Origin of the sequence: Robertkochia aurantiaca (assembly GCF_020166495.1) — a bacterium.
Lineage (GTDB): Bacteria > Bacteroidota > Bacteroidia > Flavobacteriales > Flavobacteriaceae > Robertkochia > Robertkochia aurantiaca.
In genome coordinates this window covers 55,696-70,583 of record NZ_JAINZS010000001.1, presented here as the reverse complement: position 1 = coordinate 70,583, position 14,888 = coordinate 55,696, and the positions used below count along the sequence as shown (strand labels likewise).

At 44.3% G+C, this 14,888-nt stretch carries 16 protein-coding genes; 8 read left to right on the top strand and 8 right to left on the bottom strand.

Annotated elements, in window-relative coordinates; translation table 11 throughout:
- Complete coding sequence (locus tag K7R10_RS00320; RefSeq protein WP_224482668.1) at window positions 1-627, top strand: DUF8845 family protein; 627 nt, start codon at window positions 1-3, stop codon at window positions 625-627.
- Window positions 628-668: 41 nt separating this feature from the next.
- On the opposite strand, the gene K7R10_RS00315 is transcribed toward K7R10_RS00320, so the two are convergent.
- From K7R10_RS00315 to K7R10_RS00305, 3 genes are all read right to left on the bottom strand, one after another.
- Window positions 669-1,496 (bottom strand): lysophospholipid acyltransferase family protein, encoded by an 828-nt coding sequence (locus K7R10_RS00315; protein WP_224482667.1) that lies wholly within the window; start codon window positions 1,494-1,496, stop codon window positions 669-671.
- A gap of 175 nt (window positions 1,497-1,671) precedes the next feature.
- Window positions 1,672-4,464 carry an alpha/beta hydrolase family protein gene (locus tag K7R10_RS00310; RefSeq protein ID WP_224482666.1) on the bottom strand — a complete coding sequence of 931 codons (2,793 nt, stop codon included), beginning with the start codon at window positions 4,462-4,464 and terminating at the stop codon, window positions 1,672-1,674.
- 71 nt (window positions 4,465-4,535) lie between these two features.
- Window positions 4,536-5,177 (bottom strand): NUDIX hydrolase, encoded by a 642-nt coding sequence (locus K7R10_RS00305; RefSeq protein WP_224482665.1) that lies wholly within the window; start codon window positions 5,175-5,177, stop codon window positions 4,536-4,538.
- On the opposite strand from K7R10_RS00305, the gene K7R10_RS00300 reads away from it, so the two are divergent.
- Window positions 5,176-5,910: a peptidylprolyl isomerase gene (locus tag K7R10_RS00300; protein ID WP_224482664.1), complete on the top strand. Its 735-nt coding sequence runs from the start codon at window positions 5,176-5,178 to the stop codon at window positions 5,908-5,910. The two genes, K7R10_RS00305 and K7R10_RS00300, sit on opposite strands and share 2 nt — an antisense overlap.
- A 5-nt stretch (window positions 5,911-5,915) precedes the next feature.
- Here the strand turns inward: K7R10_RS00300 and K7R10_RS00295 are convergent, their stop codons facing one another.
- Complete coding sequence (locus tag K7R10_RS00295; RefSeq protein ID WP_224482662.1) at window positions 5,916-6,527, bottom strand: trimeric intracellular cation channel family protein; 612 nt, start codon at window positions 6,525-6,527, stop codon at window positions 5,916-5,918.
- A 262-nt stretch (window positions 6,528-6,789) separates the two neighbouring features.
- Here K7R10_RS00295 and K7R10_RS00290 point away from each other — a divergent pair, with 262 nt between their 5' ends.
- The gene (locus tag K7R10_RS00290) at window positions 6,790-7,728 is read left to right on the top strand and encodes a LysR family transcriptional regulator (protein ID WP_224482660.1); all 939 of its coding nucleotides are present in this window, start codon (window positions 6,790-6,792) and stop codon (window positions 7,726-7,728) included.
- A 63-nt stretch (window positions 7,729-7,791) separates the two neighbouring features.
- On the opposite strand, the gene K7R10_RS00285 is transcribed toward K7R10_RS00290, so the two are convergent.
- The gene (locus tag K7R10_RS00285; RefSeq protein ID WP_224482658.1) at window positions 7,792-7,989 is read right to left on the bottom strand and encodes a hypothetical protein; all 198 of its coding nucleotides are present in this window, start codon (window positions 7,987-7,989) and stop codon (window positions 7,792-7,794) included.
- A gap of 240 nt (window positions 7,990-8,229) precedes the next feature.
- Between K7R10_RS00285 and K7R10_RS00280 the strand changes: the two genes are divergently transcribed.
- Window positions 8,230-9,516, top strand: a complete 1,287-nt coding sequence (locus tag K7R10_RS00280; RefSeq protein ID WP_224482657.1) for a D-alanyl-D-alanine carboxypeptidase/D-alanyl-D-alanine-endopeptidase — start codon at window positions 8,230-8,232, stop codon at window positions 9,514-9,516.
- Here the strand turns inward: K7R10_RS00280 and K7R10_RS00275 are convergent.
- From K7R10_RS00275 to K7R10_RS00265, 3 genes are read right to left on the bottom strand one after another with little or no spacing between them, the layout of a single operon-like run.
- Complete coding sequence (locus K7R10_RS00275) at window positions 9,513-10,004, bottom strand: peptide-methionine (S)-S-oxide reductase (protein ID WP_224482656.1); 492 nt, start codon at window positions 10,002-10,004, stop codon at window positions 9,513-9,515. The genes K7R10_RS00280 and K7R10_RS00275 overlap by 4 nt on opposite strands.
- Window positions 10,004-10,804, bottom strand: a complete 801-nt coding sequence (locus K7R10_RS00270) for a TIGR00266 family protein (protein ID WP_224483106.1) — start codon at window positions 10,802-10,804, stop codon at window positions 10,004-10,006. Before K7R10_RS00270 ends, K7R10_RS00275 begins: the two co-directional genes overlap by 1 nt.
- Window positions 10,805-10,827: 23 nt before the next feature.
- Window positions 10,828-11,280 (bottom strand): DUF4442 domain-containing protein, encoded by a 453-nt coding sequence (locus tag K7R10_RS00265; RefSeq protein ID WP_224482654.1) that lies wholly within the window; start codon window positions 11,278-11,280, stop codon window positions 10,828-10,830.
- 189 nt (window positions 11,281-11,469) lie between these two features.
- Here K7R10_RS00265 and K7R10_RS00260 point away from each other — a divergent pair, with 189 nt between their 5' ends.
- From K7R10_RS00260 to K7R10_RS00245, 4 genes are all read left to right on the top strand, one after another.
- Entirely contained in the window at window positions 11,470-11,940 is a 471-nt protein-coding gene (locus tag K7R10_RS00260; protein ID WP_224482653.1) for a DUF4870 domain-containing protein, read from the top strand.
- A 99-nt stretch (window positions 11,941-12,039) separates the two neighbouring features.
- The gene (locus tag K7R10_RS00255; RefSeq protein WP_224482652.1) at window positions 12,040-12,384 is read left to right on the top strand and encodes a PadR family transcriptional regulator; all 345 of its coding nucleotides are present in this window, start codon (window positions 12,040-12,042) and stop codon (window positions 12,382-12,384) included.
- On the top strand, window positions 12,377-14,029 hold the full coding sequence (locus tag K7R10_RS00250) for a PspC domain-containing protein (protein ID WP_224482651.1): 1,653 nt from the start codon (window positions 12,377-12,379) through the stop codon (window positions 14,027-14,029). The genes K7R10_RS00255 and K7R10_RS00250 overlap by 8 nt, the downstream gene beginning before the upstream one ends.
- A 34-nt stretch (window positions 14,030-14,063) precedes the next feature.
- The gene (locus tag K7R10_RS00245) at window positions 14,064-14,762 is read left to right on the top strand and encodes a head GIN domain-containing protein (RefSeq protein WP_224482650.1); all 699 of its coding nucleotides are present in this window, start codon (window positions 14,064-14,066) and stop codon (window positions 14,760-14,762) included.
- Window positions 14,763-14,888: the final 126 nt, after the last annotated feature.

The following is a 14,888-nucleotide window of genomic DNA, read 5'->3' as shown; positions in this document are numbered from 1 at the left end:
ATGGATGAACTAGAACTATTTAAAAAGGAATGGCAAAAAAAGGGAGAAGACCTCCCGAAGCTTTCCTATGAGGAGATCTACAAAATGCTTTGGAAAAGATCCTCCTCGATCGTAAAATGGATATTTTACATCAGTCTGATCGAGTTCGTGTTCTGGATCTCGCTCGACCTGGTTGCCACCCTGACCGGTTTCAGGCCGCAATTTGATTTCCCTAATTCTGATATCTTTCTCTGGAGTATGTACGCCATATTCTATCCGGTCATATTGTATTTCATCTATTCCTTTTACAAGAACTACAACCGAATAAACACCACCGACAATGTCAAAGGTCTTATGAACAGCATTATTAAAACACGAAAAACAGTGAAGCAATATGTATGGTTCAACCTGATCTTTTTCTTCCTCTTCAGCGGAATCTTATACCTGCTGCTCTTCAAGTACGACCCAACATTCTTCGATTTAAACGGAAATGAAAGTCTGAACTTTTACATGGTACTGATCCTTTCCATTGTTTTGACCCTGTTGTTCTTCTCAGTACTTATCTGGTTATTTTACAGATTGATCTATGGAATATTGTTGAAAAGACTACATAAGAATTACCGGGAACTTGAAGATCTCGATCTTTAACCGACATGAAAAAATTTTGAAGTAATGGTGAAAGGAGCCTTTCAGTAGCGACGATCCTCCTTTTCCTTATAGCTGAAACGCCTTCTTTCATTGAGTTCTTCGATCTCTGAGATGGCCTCTTCAGGTAACACTTTCAGAAAAGAAGGATGTTGCTCTATGGCGTATTCGATCTGCTCTACAATCTCTTCGATCGACTCATTCTCATAATCGATCTCAAGTGGTTCTTTGATCACCATAGACTGCAGTATCCCCTTCTTTTTGATACGAAGGCCCTTGCGGTCAAAAGATCGTCTGAATCCGTCGATCACAACCGGAACCACTATCGGACGGTACTCTTTAATGATATGAGCCGTTCCCTTGCGAATGGGCTTCCATGGTTTTGTGGTTCCCTGCGGAAAAGTGATTACCCAACCGTCTTCCAGCGCAATACCGATGTTTTCAGTATCATTCGGGTTTACTTCCCTCTTCACGTCTTCGCCCTTCGCCCTCCATGTTCTTTCAACGGTAATGGCACCGGCATAAGCCATGATCTTCGGAAGCAGGCCTGCCTTCATCGTTTCCTTGGCAGCCACATAATAGATATTCAGTTTAGGATTCCACAGGTATCCCACGTTTTTAATACTATCGATCCTGTGACTCAGGCTGGCGTTAAAAACATGGTACATCGCCACCACATCGGCAAAATAGGTTTGATGATTCGAAACGAAAAGAACACCTCTGTCGGGCAGGTTCTTGATCACTTCCGAACCCTCTATCTGCAATTCATTAAAACCCCGATAACGACGGTGGGTCAGCAAACCGGCGGTTCGTATCAGCCATTTTTTGAACAGCAGTATATGCCCGAAAGGATTTCGTTTAAAAATGCCCATTTTGTACTTAAGGATTAACAGCATGTAAAAATAAGAAAATATCGCCGATATGGCCGAAAAACCAAGCTTTTGAGACGGTTTATACGCCATATGTGATTCAAGTTGCGGTAAGACAAATACATACCTGTCACCAATAGCGGTAATAAAAAAGGCTGCCTGCTGGCAGCCTTGTTAATCAGTAAGCACGATTGACTCCTTTTTCAACCGCGGGGCGGCCCTTCTCAATCCATTCTGCCGCTGCCTCATCTTTGAGAAAATGATCAAAGAACTGTTTCATCCGTATAGAGAGATCTTTACGGTTGCCCCAGCTGCTCCCTTTCAGATTGTGTGGCTCATCGTTATAGGTAAGCATCCATACCGGTTTATCCAGTCTTCTGAGAGCAACAAAGAATTCGATTCCCTGGTACCAGGGAACAGCGCCATCATTGTCATTGTGCATCATCAGTAAAGGCGTCTCGATCTTATCGGCATAAAAAAGCGGTGAATTCTCCAGATAGACATCAGGATCTTCCCATAAGGTAGCCCCCAGTCTGCTTTGGGTCTTTTCGTACTGGAACATACGGCTGAGTCCTGATCCCCATCGTATACCCCCATAGGCACTCGTCATATTGCTTACAGGAGCTCCTGCCATGGCTGCCGCAAAACGATCGGTCCGGGTGATCAGATATGCAGTCTGATATCCGCCCCAGCTCTGGCCCTGCAAAGCCACCTTTGACCCGTCGATGAAGTCATGAGCCGCTACCATCTCTTCTACCCCGCTTACGATACAATCGTAAGCACTCTGGCCGGGTTTCCCCTCACGATAAACGATGTCAGGAACAAATAGTATGTAATCATTGCTCACATAAAAGCTACGGTTTACAGTTGACCTGCTCGGACTTGGATGAACAAAACGGTGTAGTCCGTCTGAAGATCGTTCATAGAAATAAGTAACCATGGGATACTTCTTACCGGGAACCATTTTTTCAGGGGTATACAAAAGTCCCTGAAGACTGTCACCGTCATAGGATTGCCATTGTACCAACTGTACATCTCCCCATTTGAATTCACCAAGCTGACTGCCGCCGTTGGAAACCTGCATGCGCTTTTCAAAATCCATGTCACTGATAAAGATATCGGGAAAATCGGCAAAGCTTTGCTTTTGATAAACCAGCACATCGGCATCTGAAGCTTTGGAAACGGAATAAATACCGTGATCATCTGTTAAATGTCTAGTAAGGTCACCGGATCTTCGCAAATCAGCCCATGCCAGTCCGGAACGCTTTGATTTTTCTTCAAATACCCTTAAAAGCACCTCTTCCCTGGTATTGATAAAGCGTTGCTCGTCATCGAGTTTGATATACCTGTATTCGGTCTTCGTTTCCCTGCCGTCGGTGGTCACCCGCCTTGGGGCTCTTTTCCCTTCCGGATCCAGTCGCCAGATATCATACCGGTCGTAAACGAAAATGTAGTCGTCATCCTGTGCCCATCCCATCACACCGTAAGGCCTGGGCTCCATAGGCCTGTCATTTAATTCATCATAAAACGGGGTTTCTATGGTTTCTGTAAGTGCTGTACGTTTTAGATTTTTCAGAGAAATGCTGTAGTAGATACTGTCATTGCGATCATAGTACACCCCGTACCGCTGTGCCGGGCCGACCGAAATATCACCTTGCCCTTCCATCAGGAGCCTGCGCTCACCACTCAGCAAGTCGATAAGATAAAAATCATGAATCCAAAGACCACTCCACGACTGAGCTTTCTCATATGCTTCAGAAGAAGTACCGATAATAAAGGATCCGTCACCCTTATCGAGTATTCGCACCTCCGGTAAAATACTGTCTGACAACTGTACCGAACGACCCTGATCCAGATGGTACACGGCGAGGAATGAACGATTCTGGTCTTGCTTAACACTAAGTTTTTGCTGCGGCTGTAACCGCTTGTCGGTCCAGGACCAGATATCGAGTTTTTCTCTTTCAACATTTAGTAAGGTATCCTTTTCAGGTTCTTGCTGAGGATAGGCGGTTCCGAAAAAGAGGCGTTTCCCATTCTCTGAAAAGAACGGAGACCGGTGTTCAGACAGCGTCCATAGCCCAGGCTTCCTCTCGGTTTTTTCAACCGGAATCTCCCTTACCTGGTCGTCGATAACACTATACAAGTGATACGTCTTTATTTTCGTTGTGTCTTTGGAGAACATAAATGCCACTTTCTCACCATCTTCAGTGATAACAGGATGTTTCATTTGTCCCTCGCTCCGGTAAAGGGTGTCAATTTTATTTTCAGTGGCATCAAAACGAATTAAAAGAGCGCCTTCATAAGCAGAATCCTTCTCTTTGGAAGACATCAGTAAAACATCAGCTGCTCCTGCCCATTTATAGTCTTCGATATTCTCGAAAGCCACGCTGTCAAGAGTAACGGGATTATAAGCCACCAGAAGCGTGTCTGCACTTTGTGCAGAGGAAGCCGAATCTACGGCCTTTTCATCTTCCGGTGTCTGTTCTTTACCTTTATCTCCCTCTTTTGCGTCGACCACTGTCTTATAAGCCAGCCAGTCAGTTCCCTTTTCAGGCATTTTAAAAGATGTGACATCGGGTATCTTCCTGATCTCCCTGCTGCTAAACAGATATATTCCTAACGAATCCATCTGTCTTTTTTTGGCAGATACCCCTGAGGTTTCCTCGATCCGCCTTGTTTGCAGGGGAACCCCTATACTGAACACCGCAAAACGGTTAGTCCCGCTAAAACCGGCCTTTTGCCCCCTTCGCACGGTATCGGTACGCATGGTACTCAGATCAGAAATAATCAGGTCACCATCTCCCATACCCGGACTATACTCATACATCAGATAATTTCCGTCTGATGAAATCGTTCGGTTTTCAATACGTCTCCAGTTGTCAAAATCTTTTGGTGTCAATGGCTTTTTTTGTGCCCATGTCAGCAATGGGAAACACGCCAGTCCCGCCAGCACAGCTTTCTTTATAATCATGAATTTTGAAATTTATGTGAAAAATCTGATTCCCTTGCAAGATAAGCCTTCAGCGTAGTATATAAAAAGCTTTACAAAACTTTATGAAACAGGTCCCTGACCTCATTGAGCATCATGGCTGTCGCTCCCCAAACGGTGTAGTTATTTAATTTGAAAGAGGGTACTTTCACATTGGTGGCATAAGAAGTGTTCAGGGTGGCGTGTGCCAGGTTATTCTCCTGCAATATCGCCTGGAAAGGCACTTCTATGATCTGTTCCACCTCTTCTTCCTGTTTGATGAACCGTGGTGTCTCTGAAGTAAACCCCATAAAAGGGGTGACCATAAAGTTACTCGGAGGAATATAGACGTCTGAAAGTTCTTTAAATACCGTGACCACTTTTTCGGGTACGCCGATCTCTTCCTCGGTTTCCCGCAGGGCTGTTTGCCTGAGGTCCTTATCCTGAGGCTCTACCTTGCCTCCGGGGAAGCCAACCTGGTTAGAGTGAACTCCCCTGTAGGTCTTTCTCAGGATGAGCAGCAGATGGGTGTCTTTGTTGTTGTCAGGATAAAAAAGACTTAAGACAGCTGCTCTCCTGGCCTTTTCAATAGCGTACTGATTGTTTTTAAGGGCTTCTACGCGCTCAGAGGGAGTCATTTTATAATGAGAATCCTGGCCGGGCAAGGGCAGATTTTTTATTTTTGGAACCAACTCGAAAAAAGCATCTATTTTCATGAATCGAATCATCTGTATTTTCCTGCTTATGCTCGCAGTGATTTTCACTGTTTCCTGCAATGACAGCGCTTCCAAAAATAAGATTTCTAAAAAAGAAAAAGAAGCACAGGCCCTTGCAAAAAAAGAAGATTCTATTAAACAGGCGAAAGAAGCTGAGGCGAAAAAAGAGGAGGAAGCTTTTAAGCTGACCGACGAAAACGCCATTCCCTTTTTCTTCGAATATCAAAAAAAACATAAGGAGAACCGGGTAAAGGTGCATACCTCTCTTGGAGACTTTGTCATACAGCTCTATGACGAAACCCCGTATCACCGTTCCAATTTTATTTATCTGACCAAAAAGAACTATTTCGACAATACCTATTTTCACCGTGTGGTTCCTGATTTTATCATTCAGGGCGGAAATACCGACCTCAGGTCTACGGCAGAAAAGCGTATGGATATAGGCAGTTACCTGTTACCTCCCGATACTAAAAAGGGGTACAGGCATGACCGGGGAACCATATCAATGCCCAGCAGTGATAATGTGAACAATCCGCACAAACTGGCCTCACCCTACGAATTCTTTATCGTGGTTTCAGACCCGGGCGCCTATCATCTGGATGGAAAATACACAGCTTTCGGCAAGGTGGTATCAGGAATGGACATAGTTGATAAAATCAACCAGGTTCCTACAGACGACGGTGAATGGCCCATGAAGAACGTGATTATAGATTCGGTTCAAATATTGGATTGACCGGTTTATTTTTCCGATTTGTAAATAGTAGGAAGCGAAAGGCGGTATTTCACGGCAAGTAACCTGATCAGGATAACGATCACAATCGGGATCGCAAAAACCCATTCTTCCCTCAAGGGGGTAAGTTTCAGTAAAAAATAACTAACTCCACCCACTATACAGGCAGTGGCGTAGATCTCCTTTCTGAAAATGATGGGTATCTCGTTACACAAAATATCCCTGATCACTCCTCCAAAGGAGGCCGTAATAGTACCTATCGCCACACACATGATCGGTTCAAGGCCGGCGGCAAGTCCTTTTTCAAGTCCTACCATGGTGAACAATCCTATTCCCAGCGTGTCGAACAGAAAAAGTGAACTACGCAGGTATCTTAACTGATTTCTGAAGACCATACCCAAAAGGACCGAGATTACGATCACATACATATAACTGAGATCGACCAGCCAGAATACAGGTTGCACCCCCAGTATGAGATCCCTCAGGGTACCCCCTCCCAGCGCGGTCACAAAACCGATGATAAAGATTCCGAAGGGGTCCAGCTTCTTATGCATGGCGGCCAATACTCCGGATAAGGTGAAGGCAATGGTACCCAGGATTTCAATGGTAAAGTATAGCATGAATTCAGGTGTTCAGAATTTACGGGTTTAAATATAAGGCAAAAGCAATTTTCGCCTGCAGAAATGTGTAAATCATATCGCTATCCTGGGCATAGCTTATATTTGAGGTATCTGAGATGGCTGAGAAAAGAAGAAGATCTTCAAGTTAACCACCCAATTTACTGATTATCAATCCAATAGATTCATTTGATTAATAATTTATATTACTATAAGAAATACTGATAGTTTTATTAATTTTGATGACCGAAAAAGTAAGCTGTATATGACCATTACCCAATTGCAATATGTTCTGGCTGTTGCCGAGTACAAAAATTTCACCCTGGCGGCAGAAAAGAGTTTTGTGACCCAGCCAACCCTTAGCATGCAAATTCAGAAGCTGGAAGATGAACTTGACATTCTGATATTTGATCGCAGTAAAAAACCCATTCAACTTACTGAGGTAGGACATAAAATAGTTGAACAGGCCCGAAATATCGTAAACGAATCATTTCGTATTAAGGATATCGTAGACCAGGAGAAAGGCTACATCGGCGGAGAATACCGTCTGGGTGTTATTCCAACCATCATGCCTACCCTGTTACCCCTCTTTTTGAAAAATTTTATCAAAAAGTACCCTAAGATCCATCTTAAGGTGGAAGAAGAAAACACTGAAACCCTCATTGAAAAGCTGGAAGACGGTCACCTGGATGCCGCCATTGCAGCCACTCCTCTTGAAAAAGACAACATCAGGGAAAAGGTTTTGTATTATGAGCCATTTGTCGCCTACATCCCCGCAGATCACAGGTTAAGAGATATGAATAAGATCAGCGTTCCTGACCTGGACCTCGACGATATTCTTTTACTGGAAGACGGGCATTGTTTCCGTGACGGGGTGATCAATCTTTGCAATGCGAATCGGGATATGGCGGGCAGACGTTTTAATCTCGAAAGCGGAAGTTTTGAGACCATGCTGAAACTGGCCGATGAAGGCCTCGGAATGACCTTACTCCCCTTTCTTCACACCCTGGATCTTTGTGAGGATCAGAAAAAGAATCTGAAATATTTTGAGGAGCCCAATCCAGCCAGAGAGGTGAGTATTATCTATCATAAAAGCGAATTAAAAATGCATATCACCGAAGCCCTGAAAGACACCATCGCAGGGGTGATACGCGGGGCAATCGCCTTTCACAACGTGAAGATCGTCAGTCCGCTCGGAAAATAAAAAGAGTTTCGTAAGAGTAAGAAGTCTTAAAAAATCAAAAGCCCCTTTTCAGGGGCTTTTTCATTATGGGTTTAAATACGTTAAACATTGAGTAAGTTCAGGTTTACCCTGAATAAACTGTGTGAGCCAGATCCTTAATTCGTCAAGCTCATGAGGCAATAACCTTTTCATGGCCTTCTCCAATTCCACTCTGAAGAGCTTCACGTCAAAACTGACTTTTTGAAGAACCGTTTTGGTATACTCATACATAGCTCTGGGCATAACTGTATTAATTTGGTTAGGATAAAATTGTCAAAACTCTTTCGAAATTCGACGTCTAAATTTATAAATAATTTTAATTTTTTGCCAAATCAGGAATCATAAAATTTAAAATTGATGATCTTTTAACAAAAACTCATAATAGCATGAATTTATTGCATATTTGTCAAACTATTTTATTTCTTCAGCTTTTCGGGTTTACTTATTTTAGTGGCTGTATTATAAAACCAGCCTCCGATTATCATGTTAAACAAATACCTCTTATTCCTGCTTTCGGTCTTTTTATTTATTGTCTCTTGCGGTGTTAAACCGCATAAAAAACTAAAGGAGGAGGTCGACCGTCAGGTTTCATCTCCATTTTTTAAAAACCAGTTCACCGGATTTTTCGTCTTCGATCCGGAGACCGGTGATACCGTCTACAGTCATAACGCTGATAAGTATTTCACCCCTGCAAGCAATACCAAGATACTGACACTTTTCTCAGCCATGGAACTGCTGCCCGAAAAGCTTCCTGCTCTTCAATATCAGTACATTAATGATACCCTGTTGCTCAGGGGCACAGGAGACCCTACCCTGTTACATCCGTATTTCGAGCTTAAGACACCCTTCGAATTTGTGAGAAATTTTGACCCGGTGGCATTGGTATGGAACAATTTTGACGAAAATCCCCTCGGACCGGGTTGGTCATGGGGTGATTTCGATGCCTACTATTCTCCGGAGCGCAGTGCCTTACCTCTTCACGGAAATATCGTTCTCGGCGGACTGGATGATCAGGGAGAGGGCTGGATATCTCCCAGGAATTTTACCTACCGTAACACTGCTAATCCTTCAGGTTTTCAAAGAGACAGGCATCAGAACATCTTTTATCTGAATGCCAAAGCCGGAGATACCCTTGAGATACCCTATATAACAGACAGTACTGCTGTTAAAAATATACTTTCAAAGGCTCTGCAGCGTGAGGTTCATCTGAAAATGAAACATACCACAACCGATGAATGGCGAACACTTTATGGGATCAAGGCAGACTCGGTCTATAAAAGAATGATGATGGTAAGCGATAATTTTATTGCTGAACAATTGCTTATCCAGGCTTCCGGTATGCTTTCTGACACACTCAGCGGAGCAAAGACCAGGGATTACATACTTGAAGGGCCCCTATCTGATCTGTCACAAAAGCCCAGATGGGTCGATGGCTCAGGCCTGTCGCGCTATAACCTGATAACCCCCGAGGCACTGGTTCATGTGCTGTTCAAACTTTACAAATGCTACGGAAAAGAACGCTTGCTGCAATTGTTTCCAGCAGGAGGCGTTTCAGGTACACTGAAGAATTATTTTAAAGGTGATGGCGCGCCTTATGTATATGCGAAAACAGGAACCCTGAGCAATAATTACTGCCTGAGCGGATACCTGTTGACCGATAGCGGAAAAACACTGATATTCAGCTTTATGAATAATCACTATATGGGCTCAAGCATACCTGTAAAAAAGGAAATGGAACCCATCCTTTATCATATCAAAAAGACCTATTAAGCGATCAGCCCGGGGAATTTTTCTTTGAGCACATGTAATTTCGGACTGATATAGCGACGGCAGAAGGGTTTCTCCGGATCCTTTTTATAATATCCCTGAAGTTGCTCATCAGAGGGGCGGAATCGATGGAAGATGGTCGGAATAGTGATGACACTCTTCATATATTCGGCAGATGCCTTTTTCAGATACATTTCTACCTGCCTCTGCGCCTCAGGATCAAAACAGACTACCTGAGACCTGTACCTGTCCCGCAATTTATGATGGGCAGTACTGCTATGGGAATATAAGTGAATGAGTATCAGAGCTGACATGGACACCTGCTCCCTGTTGAAAAAAACCATGGCCGCCTCGCTGTAATGATCGGGATTTCTCGTCTGGGAAACATAGCCCTGAATCACGCTGATTACACCTTTGACATTTTGGAAGACCGCTTCAGTACACCAGTGGCATCCACCACCAAAGACCAGGCATGCAACCGGTTGACTCATTAAAACCGGTTATCACCGTCAAGCAGGTCTCCCAATCCGCCTAACACACTACCCTCTCCCCTTTGCTTTCCGCCTTTGCTGGGAATGGAGGCAAAAATCCTTTCTGCCAGACGGCTAAAAGGCAAGGACTGTATATATACCACTCCGGGACCTCGCAGGGTGGCAAAAAATATGCCTTCACCCCCAAAAACAGTATTTCTTATCCCGCCCACAAATTCGATGTCATAATCGATATGTTGCGTAAACCCAACGATACATCCGGTATCTACCCGCAGCACCTCGCCTTCGGCTAGCTCTCTGCGCGCCAGAGTTCCTCCTGCATGCACGAAAGCCATTCCATCACCCTCCAGTTTTTGCATGATAAAACCTTCCCCTCCGAAAAATCCGCGGCCGAGTTTCCGGGAAAATTCAATGCCTACAGTAACACCCTTGGCTGCACAAAGAAATGCATCTTTCTGGCAGATAATCTTGCCGCCGTATTTTGAGAGATCTAAAGGAATGATCTTTCCCGGGTAAGGCGAGGCAAAACTGATCTTTCGCTTACCATTGTCCTGGTTAAGAAATGCGGTCATGAATAAACTCTCACCGGTAAGCAAGCGTTTACCGGCAGAAAAGAGTTTCCCGAGTACCCCCTTATCCTGGTTGGACCCGTCTCCGAAGATGGTATCCATTTTTATACCCGTATCCATCATCAGGAAGGTACCCGATTCAGCCACTACAGCCTCCTGAGGATCCAGCTCTATTTCAACGAACTGCATTTCTTCTCCGTAGATTGTATAATCTATTTCGTGTGATGTCATCATGTGATCTTATAAGTTGATTATTATTTCAGTTTTATGGTCCATTCAAAATCAAAGACCGAGACGGTATCACCTGCCTCGTCAACTCCCCTGGCCTGCATCCAGAACGTTTGCCCTTCACCGGTCTCAATGGTGCGGGCTATAGCATAATCGATCTTGCCGCCCTCCTGACAACTAAAAATAATACGCCCCTTTGCCTTTTTAGAAAAGCTGGCCTTGTTATTGGCCACCAGCATGGAAATACGCTTTCCACTGCTTTTGATCTTTCCCATGACCAGTGCCCCGGTTGCGAGTTCGGCTGCCATGCCCTGCACGGCCCAAAACATGGATCCAAAGGGGTTTTGATTGATCCATCTGTATCGCACTGCGGTGGTACAACCATTCTCATCCATCTGTTTTACCCGTACCCCGCACATCCATGCAGCAGGCAATTTCATCATAAGGAATTTATTGAGTTTAGACGCTGTAATTATCATGTGTTTCTTTCGCTTTCCTTCAAAATTAGGGAATTAATCCCGATCCCGCCGTTTTTTCTCAAATCATAATATTTTGTTAAATTTAGGTACTATGTTTTGCATAATACCTGTTTTTAGATATATATTTGTATAAGAAATTACATGGTAAACCAAGTAATCTTATAAAACCTAATAATCATCAATCAAAAAATGGACACCGCAATCAACAAACACGAACGTAATATCTCGAGCATCATTCACATTTCAACTTTCTCGAAATATTTCATCCCTTTTGGAAACTTTATCATACCCCTGATATTGTGGACTTCCAATAAGAATAAGGCAGCCTTTGTCGATCATCACGGAAAGCAGGCCCTGAACTTCCAGATCAGCATTTTGCTTTACAGCATTATACTCGGGCTTGTAACCATTCCTTTCGTTATAGCAGGAGCCTGGGATTTTATCGGTCACCTCGATATCCTGGATCACAACGTACACGAGGTTGATTTTCAGCTACGCCATCTGAGCGACCTCGGGTTCCTGATCATTCCGGTAGGAATCGCCGGCCTGCTAAGCCTGGTCTTGCTCATGCTGGATGTGGTTTGCAGTATTCTGGCCGCCATCAGGGCGAATGAAGGAGAAGCCTACCGATATCCGGCGACCATTAATTTTATACGATAATAGCATTAAAATTCATCAATCAATCAATCAATCAGATTCAGCCAATGAGTCATTTATCAATCAAAAAACGAACAGTTTAATTTAAAGCATTATGAAACCATGAATATAGAAAACACAAAGGCGCAAATGCGAAAAGGAGTCCTGGAGTATTGCATCCTTTCCATATTGGAAGGAGAAGATAAATACGCCTCTGAGATTCTCGATACGCTGAAAGACGCCAAGATGCTGGTCGTAGAGGGAACCATTTATCCCTTGCTTACCAGATTAAAGAATGCGGGATTGCTTAATTACCGCTGGGAAGAGTCTTCCTCTGGTCCACCCCGCAAATATTACGCACTTACCGAAAATGGTAAGATCTTCCTCCGGGAACTGGATAGTACCTGGGGAGAACTGAAGAACGCAGTAAATACCGTAACCCGACAAAAAAACAACAACGATGAATAAGACTATAAATATCAACCTGGCAAACACTTTCTTCCACATAGATGAAAATGCCTATCTAAAGTTGCAGCGTTATCTGGATGCCATCAGACGCTCCTTTACAGATTCGCAGGGAAGAGATGAGATCATCGCCGATATCGAAGCCAGAATCGCTGAATTATTCTCCGAGAGAATGCAGCATGAAAGACAGGTGATTTCGGTGAAGGAAGTAGACGAAATAATCACGATCATGGGACAGCCCGAAGATTACCTGGTCGATGATGAGATATTTGACGACCAGCCCCGGGCCACCAGAAGCAAAAGCACCCAGCCGGCAAAAAAACTATACCGCGATACAGATCATAAATATATAGCAGGTGTTTGTTCAGGTCTGGGACACTACCTGGGGATCGATGCTATCTGGGTTCGCTTGTTCTTCCTGCTTTTCGCCGTATTCTCTTCAGGTTTTGGAATTCTTGCCTACATCTTATTCTGGATCCTGGTACCTGAAGCCACCACCACGGCCGAGAAGATCGCCATGACCGGAGAGCCGGTGAACATCACGAACATTGAAAAAAAAATTAAAGAAGGGATCGATAATGTGACCGACCGTGTAAAAAGCGTCGATTACGATCAGGTAGGCGAGAACGTAAAAAAGGGGTCCAGGAATTTTTTCGACTCCTTGGGTGACATCCTGTTCTTTCTGCTGAAGGTGGCCGGTAAATTTATCGGAATCCTGCTGCTGATTATCGGAGGTGCCGCCATGGTAGCCTTGTTTATCGGTCTTTTCACTGCGGGAACCCTTGATGTTTTCGGAGGCGGCCCCTGGACAGACCTGGTCTATACCTCGGTAGATGCTCCGGTATGGCTGGTGTCATTGTTATCACTGTTCGCAGTGGGGATTCCCTTTTTTGTGCTGTTCTACCTGGGACTGAAGATACTTGTAAACAATCTTAAATCAATGGGGAATGTCGCACGCTTCTCCCTCCTGGGAATCTGGTTGCTCTCACTGATCGGCCTGATCGTTTTAGGAGTGACAAGTGCCACACAACACAGTTTCTCCGGAAACTCGACCAACGAAGTGACCTTGTACACGGCTCCCGTTGATACCCTTGAAATTGGTATGAATACCAGAGACCGCTTTACCAATCGCATCTTTAACGATTCTGATTTTGATATTGTTTACGACGGGGAGCAGAAAATGATATACTCAGACGACATCGATTTTCGAATCAGGTCATCAGAAGACAGCACAGCCTATATGAAGATCACAAAAGAGGCTCAGGGGGGAGACTTCCAGGATGCTGCGGAAAGAGCGGAAAAAATTCAGTTTAACCACAGTTTCAGCGGGAACCTGCTCACCTTTGATGATCACTGGACCACAGATATCGATAACAAGTTCAGGGAACAAGAGGTGAACATCACTCTTCACCTGCCGGTGAACACCGTGATCTATCTGAAACCATCTGTTAGAGGTCATATAGTCAGCACCCCGAACAATATGGACTATTACGGTCGCCGGATGGCCGGGCATTACTGGAAAGTTGAGAAAGACGGAGAATTAAGATGTCTCGATTGCCCGGGCAGCAGAATTCCTGATACCGATGAATCAGGCACAGAAAATCCATCCGATTCATTAGCGATCGAAACAGACACAACCAACGCATAAGTAAATAATAATCATCATCAAAAAATCAAAAATCATGAGTACCTTAATTAAAATAGTAACCGTTCTGATAGTGTCGATCCTGTCGACCTCCTGTCTCACAGATTTCTCCTTCTCAAACGGAGTGAAAGGAAATGGAAATGTAATAACCGAAGACCGTCAGCCTTCAGCAGACTTTTCTGTAGTAAGCGCCCACGAAGGCCTGGACGTATTTATCTCTCAGGGAGATGAACATGCCATAAGTATTGAAGCCGATGAAAACATCGCAGACCTGATCATCACCGAAGTCAAAGAGGGGGAGCTGAAAATACATTGCGAAAAACCTATCGGAAAAGCGCTATCCAAAAAAGTATATGTACAGTTACCTGATCTGACAGGGGTCGTATCGACCAGCGGAGCCGATGTGGAGAGTATGGGAAGTCTTCAGGTTTCCAGCTTGCATCTGGAAGCATCCAGCGGTGCAGATATCAGAATAGAAGTCGAAGCAACAGACGTACATGCAGAATCCAGCAGTGGTTCAGATATTTTTATCTACGGCACCACAGACCGTATTGAAGCAGAGGCAAGCAGCGGCAGCGATATCAATGCTGATAAATTACAGGCCCGAACGGCCCGCGCCGAGGCCAGCAGTGGAGCAGACATCCTGCTCAACAGTTCTGAAAGCCTCGAAGTCGAAACCAGCTCAGGTGGCGATGTAAAAAATGCAGGACAGGCAAGGCGAATTGCCAAAGACTAAAGCACAACCAACCAATAAGGTATGTATTCCCACAGGAGTACATACCTTTTTTTTATCACAATCAGAGAGCAGGATCCCGTTTGGCTCTCTGAGCTTCATCAACTTTCATATTTTTCATCATCAATC

Coding starts and splice junctions, on each gene's coding strand:
- K7R10_RS00320 (WP_224482668.1), top strand. CDS start 1: ATGGATGAACTAGAACTATTTAAAAAGGAATGGCAAAAAAAGGGAGAA.
- K7R10_RS00315 (WP_224482667.1), bottom strand. CDS start 1,496: ATGGGCATTTTTAAACGAAATCCTTTCGGGCATATACTGCTGTTCAAA.
- K7R10_RS00310 (WP_224482666.1), bottom strand. CDS start 4,464: ATGATTATAAAGAAAGCTGTGCTGGCGGGACTGGCGTGTTTCCCATTG.
- K7R10_RS00300 (WP_224482664.1), top strand. CDS start 5,176: ATGAATCGAATCATCTGTATTTTCCTGCTTATGCTCGCAGTGATTTTC.
- K7R10_RS00305 (WP_224482665.1), bottom strand. CDS start 5,177: ATGAAAATAGATGCTTTTTTCGAGTTGGTTCCAAAAATAAAAAATCTG.
- K7R10_RS00295 (WP_224482662.1), bottom strand. CDS start 6,527: ATGCTATACTTTACCATTGAAATCCTGGGTACCATTGCCTTCACCTTA.
- K7R10_RS00290 (WP_224482660.1), top strand. CDS start 6,790: ATGACCATTACCCAATTGCAATATGTTCTGGCTGTTGCCGAGTACAAA.
- K7R10_RS00285 (WP_224482658.1), bottom strand. CDS start 7,989: ATGCCCAGAGCTATGTATGAGTATACCAAAACGGTTCTTCAAAAAGTC.
- K7R10_RS00280 (WP_224482657.1), top strand. CDS start 8,230: ATGTTAAACAAATACCTCTTATTCCTGCTTTCGGTCTTTTTATTTATT.
- K7R10_RS00275 (WP_224482656.1), bottom strand. CDS start 10,004: ATGAGTCAACCGGTTGCATGCCTGGTCTTTGGTGGTGGATGCCACTGG.
- K7R10_RS00270 (WP_224483106.1), bottom strand. CDS start 10,804: ATGACATCACACGAAATAGATTATACAATCTACGGAGAAGAAATGCAG.
- K7R10_RS00265 (WP_224482654.1), bottom strand. CDS start 11,280: ATGATAATTACAGCGTCTAAACTCAATAAATTCCTTATGATGAAATTG.
- K7R10_RS00260 (WP_224482653.1), top strand. CDS start 11,470: ATGGACACCGCAATCAACAAACACGAACGTAATATCTCGAGCATCATT.
- K7R10_RS00255 (WP_224482652.1), top strand. CDS start 12,040: ATGAATATAGAAAACACAAAGGCGCAAATGCGAAAAGGAGTCCTGGAG.
- K7R10_RS00250 (WP_224482651.1), top strand. CDS start 12,377: ATGAATAAGACTATAAATATCAACCTGGCAAACACTTTCTTCCACATA.
- K7R10_RS00245 (WP_224482650.1), top strand. CDS start 14,064: ATGAGTACCTTAATTAAAATAGTAACCGTTCTGATAGTGTCGATCCTG.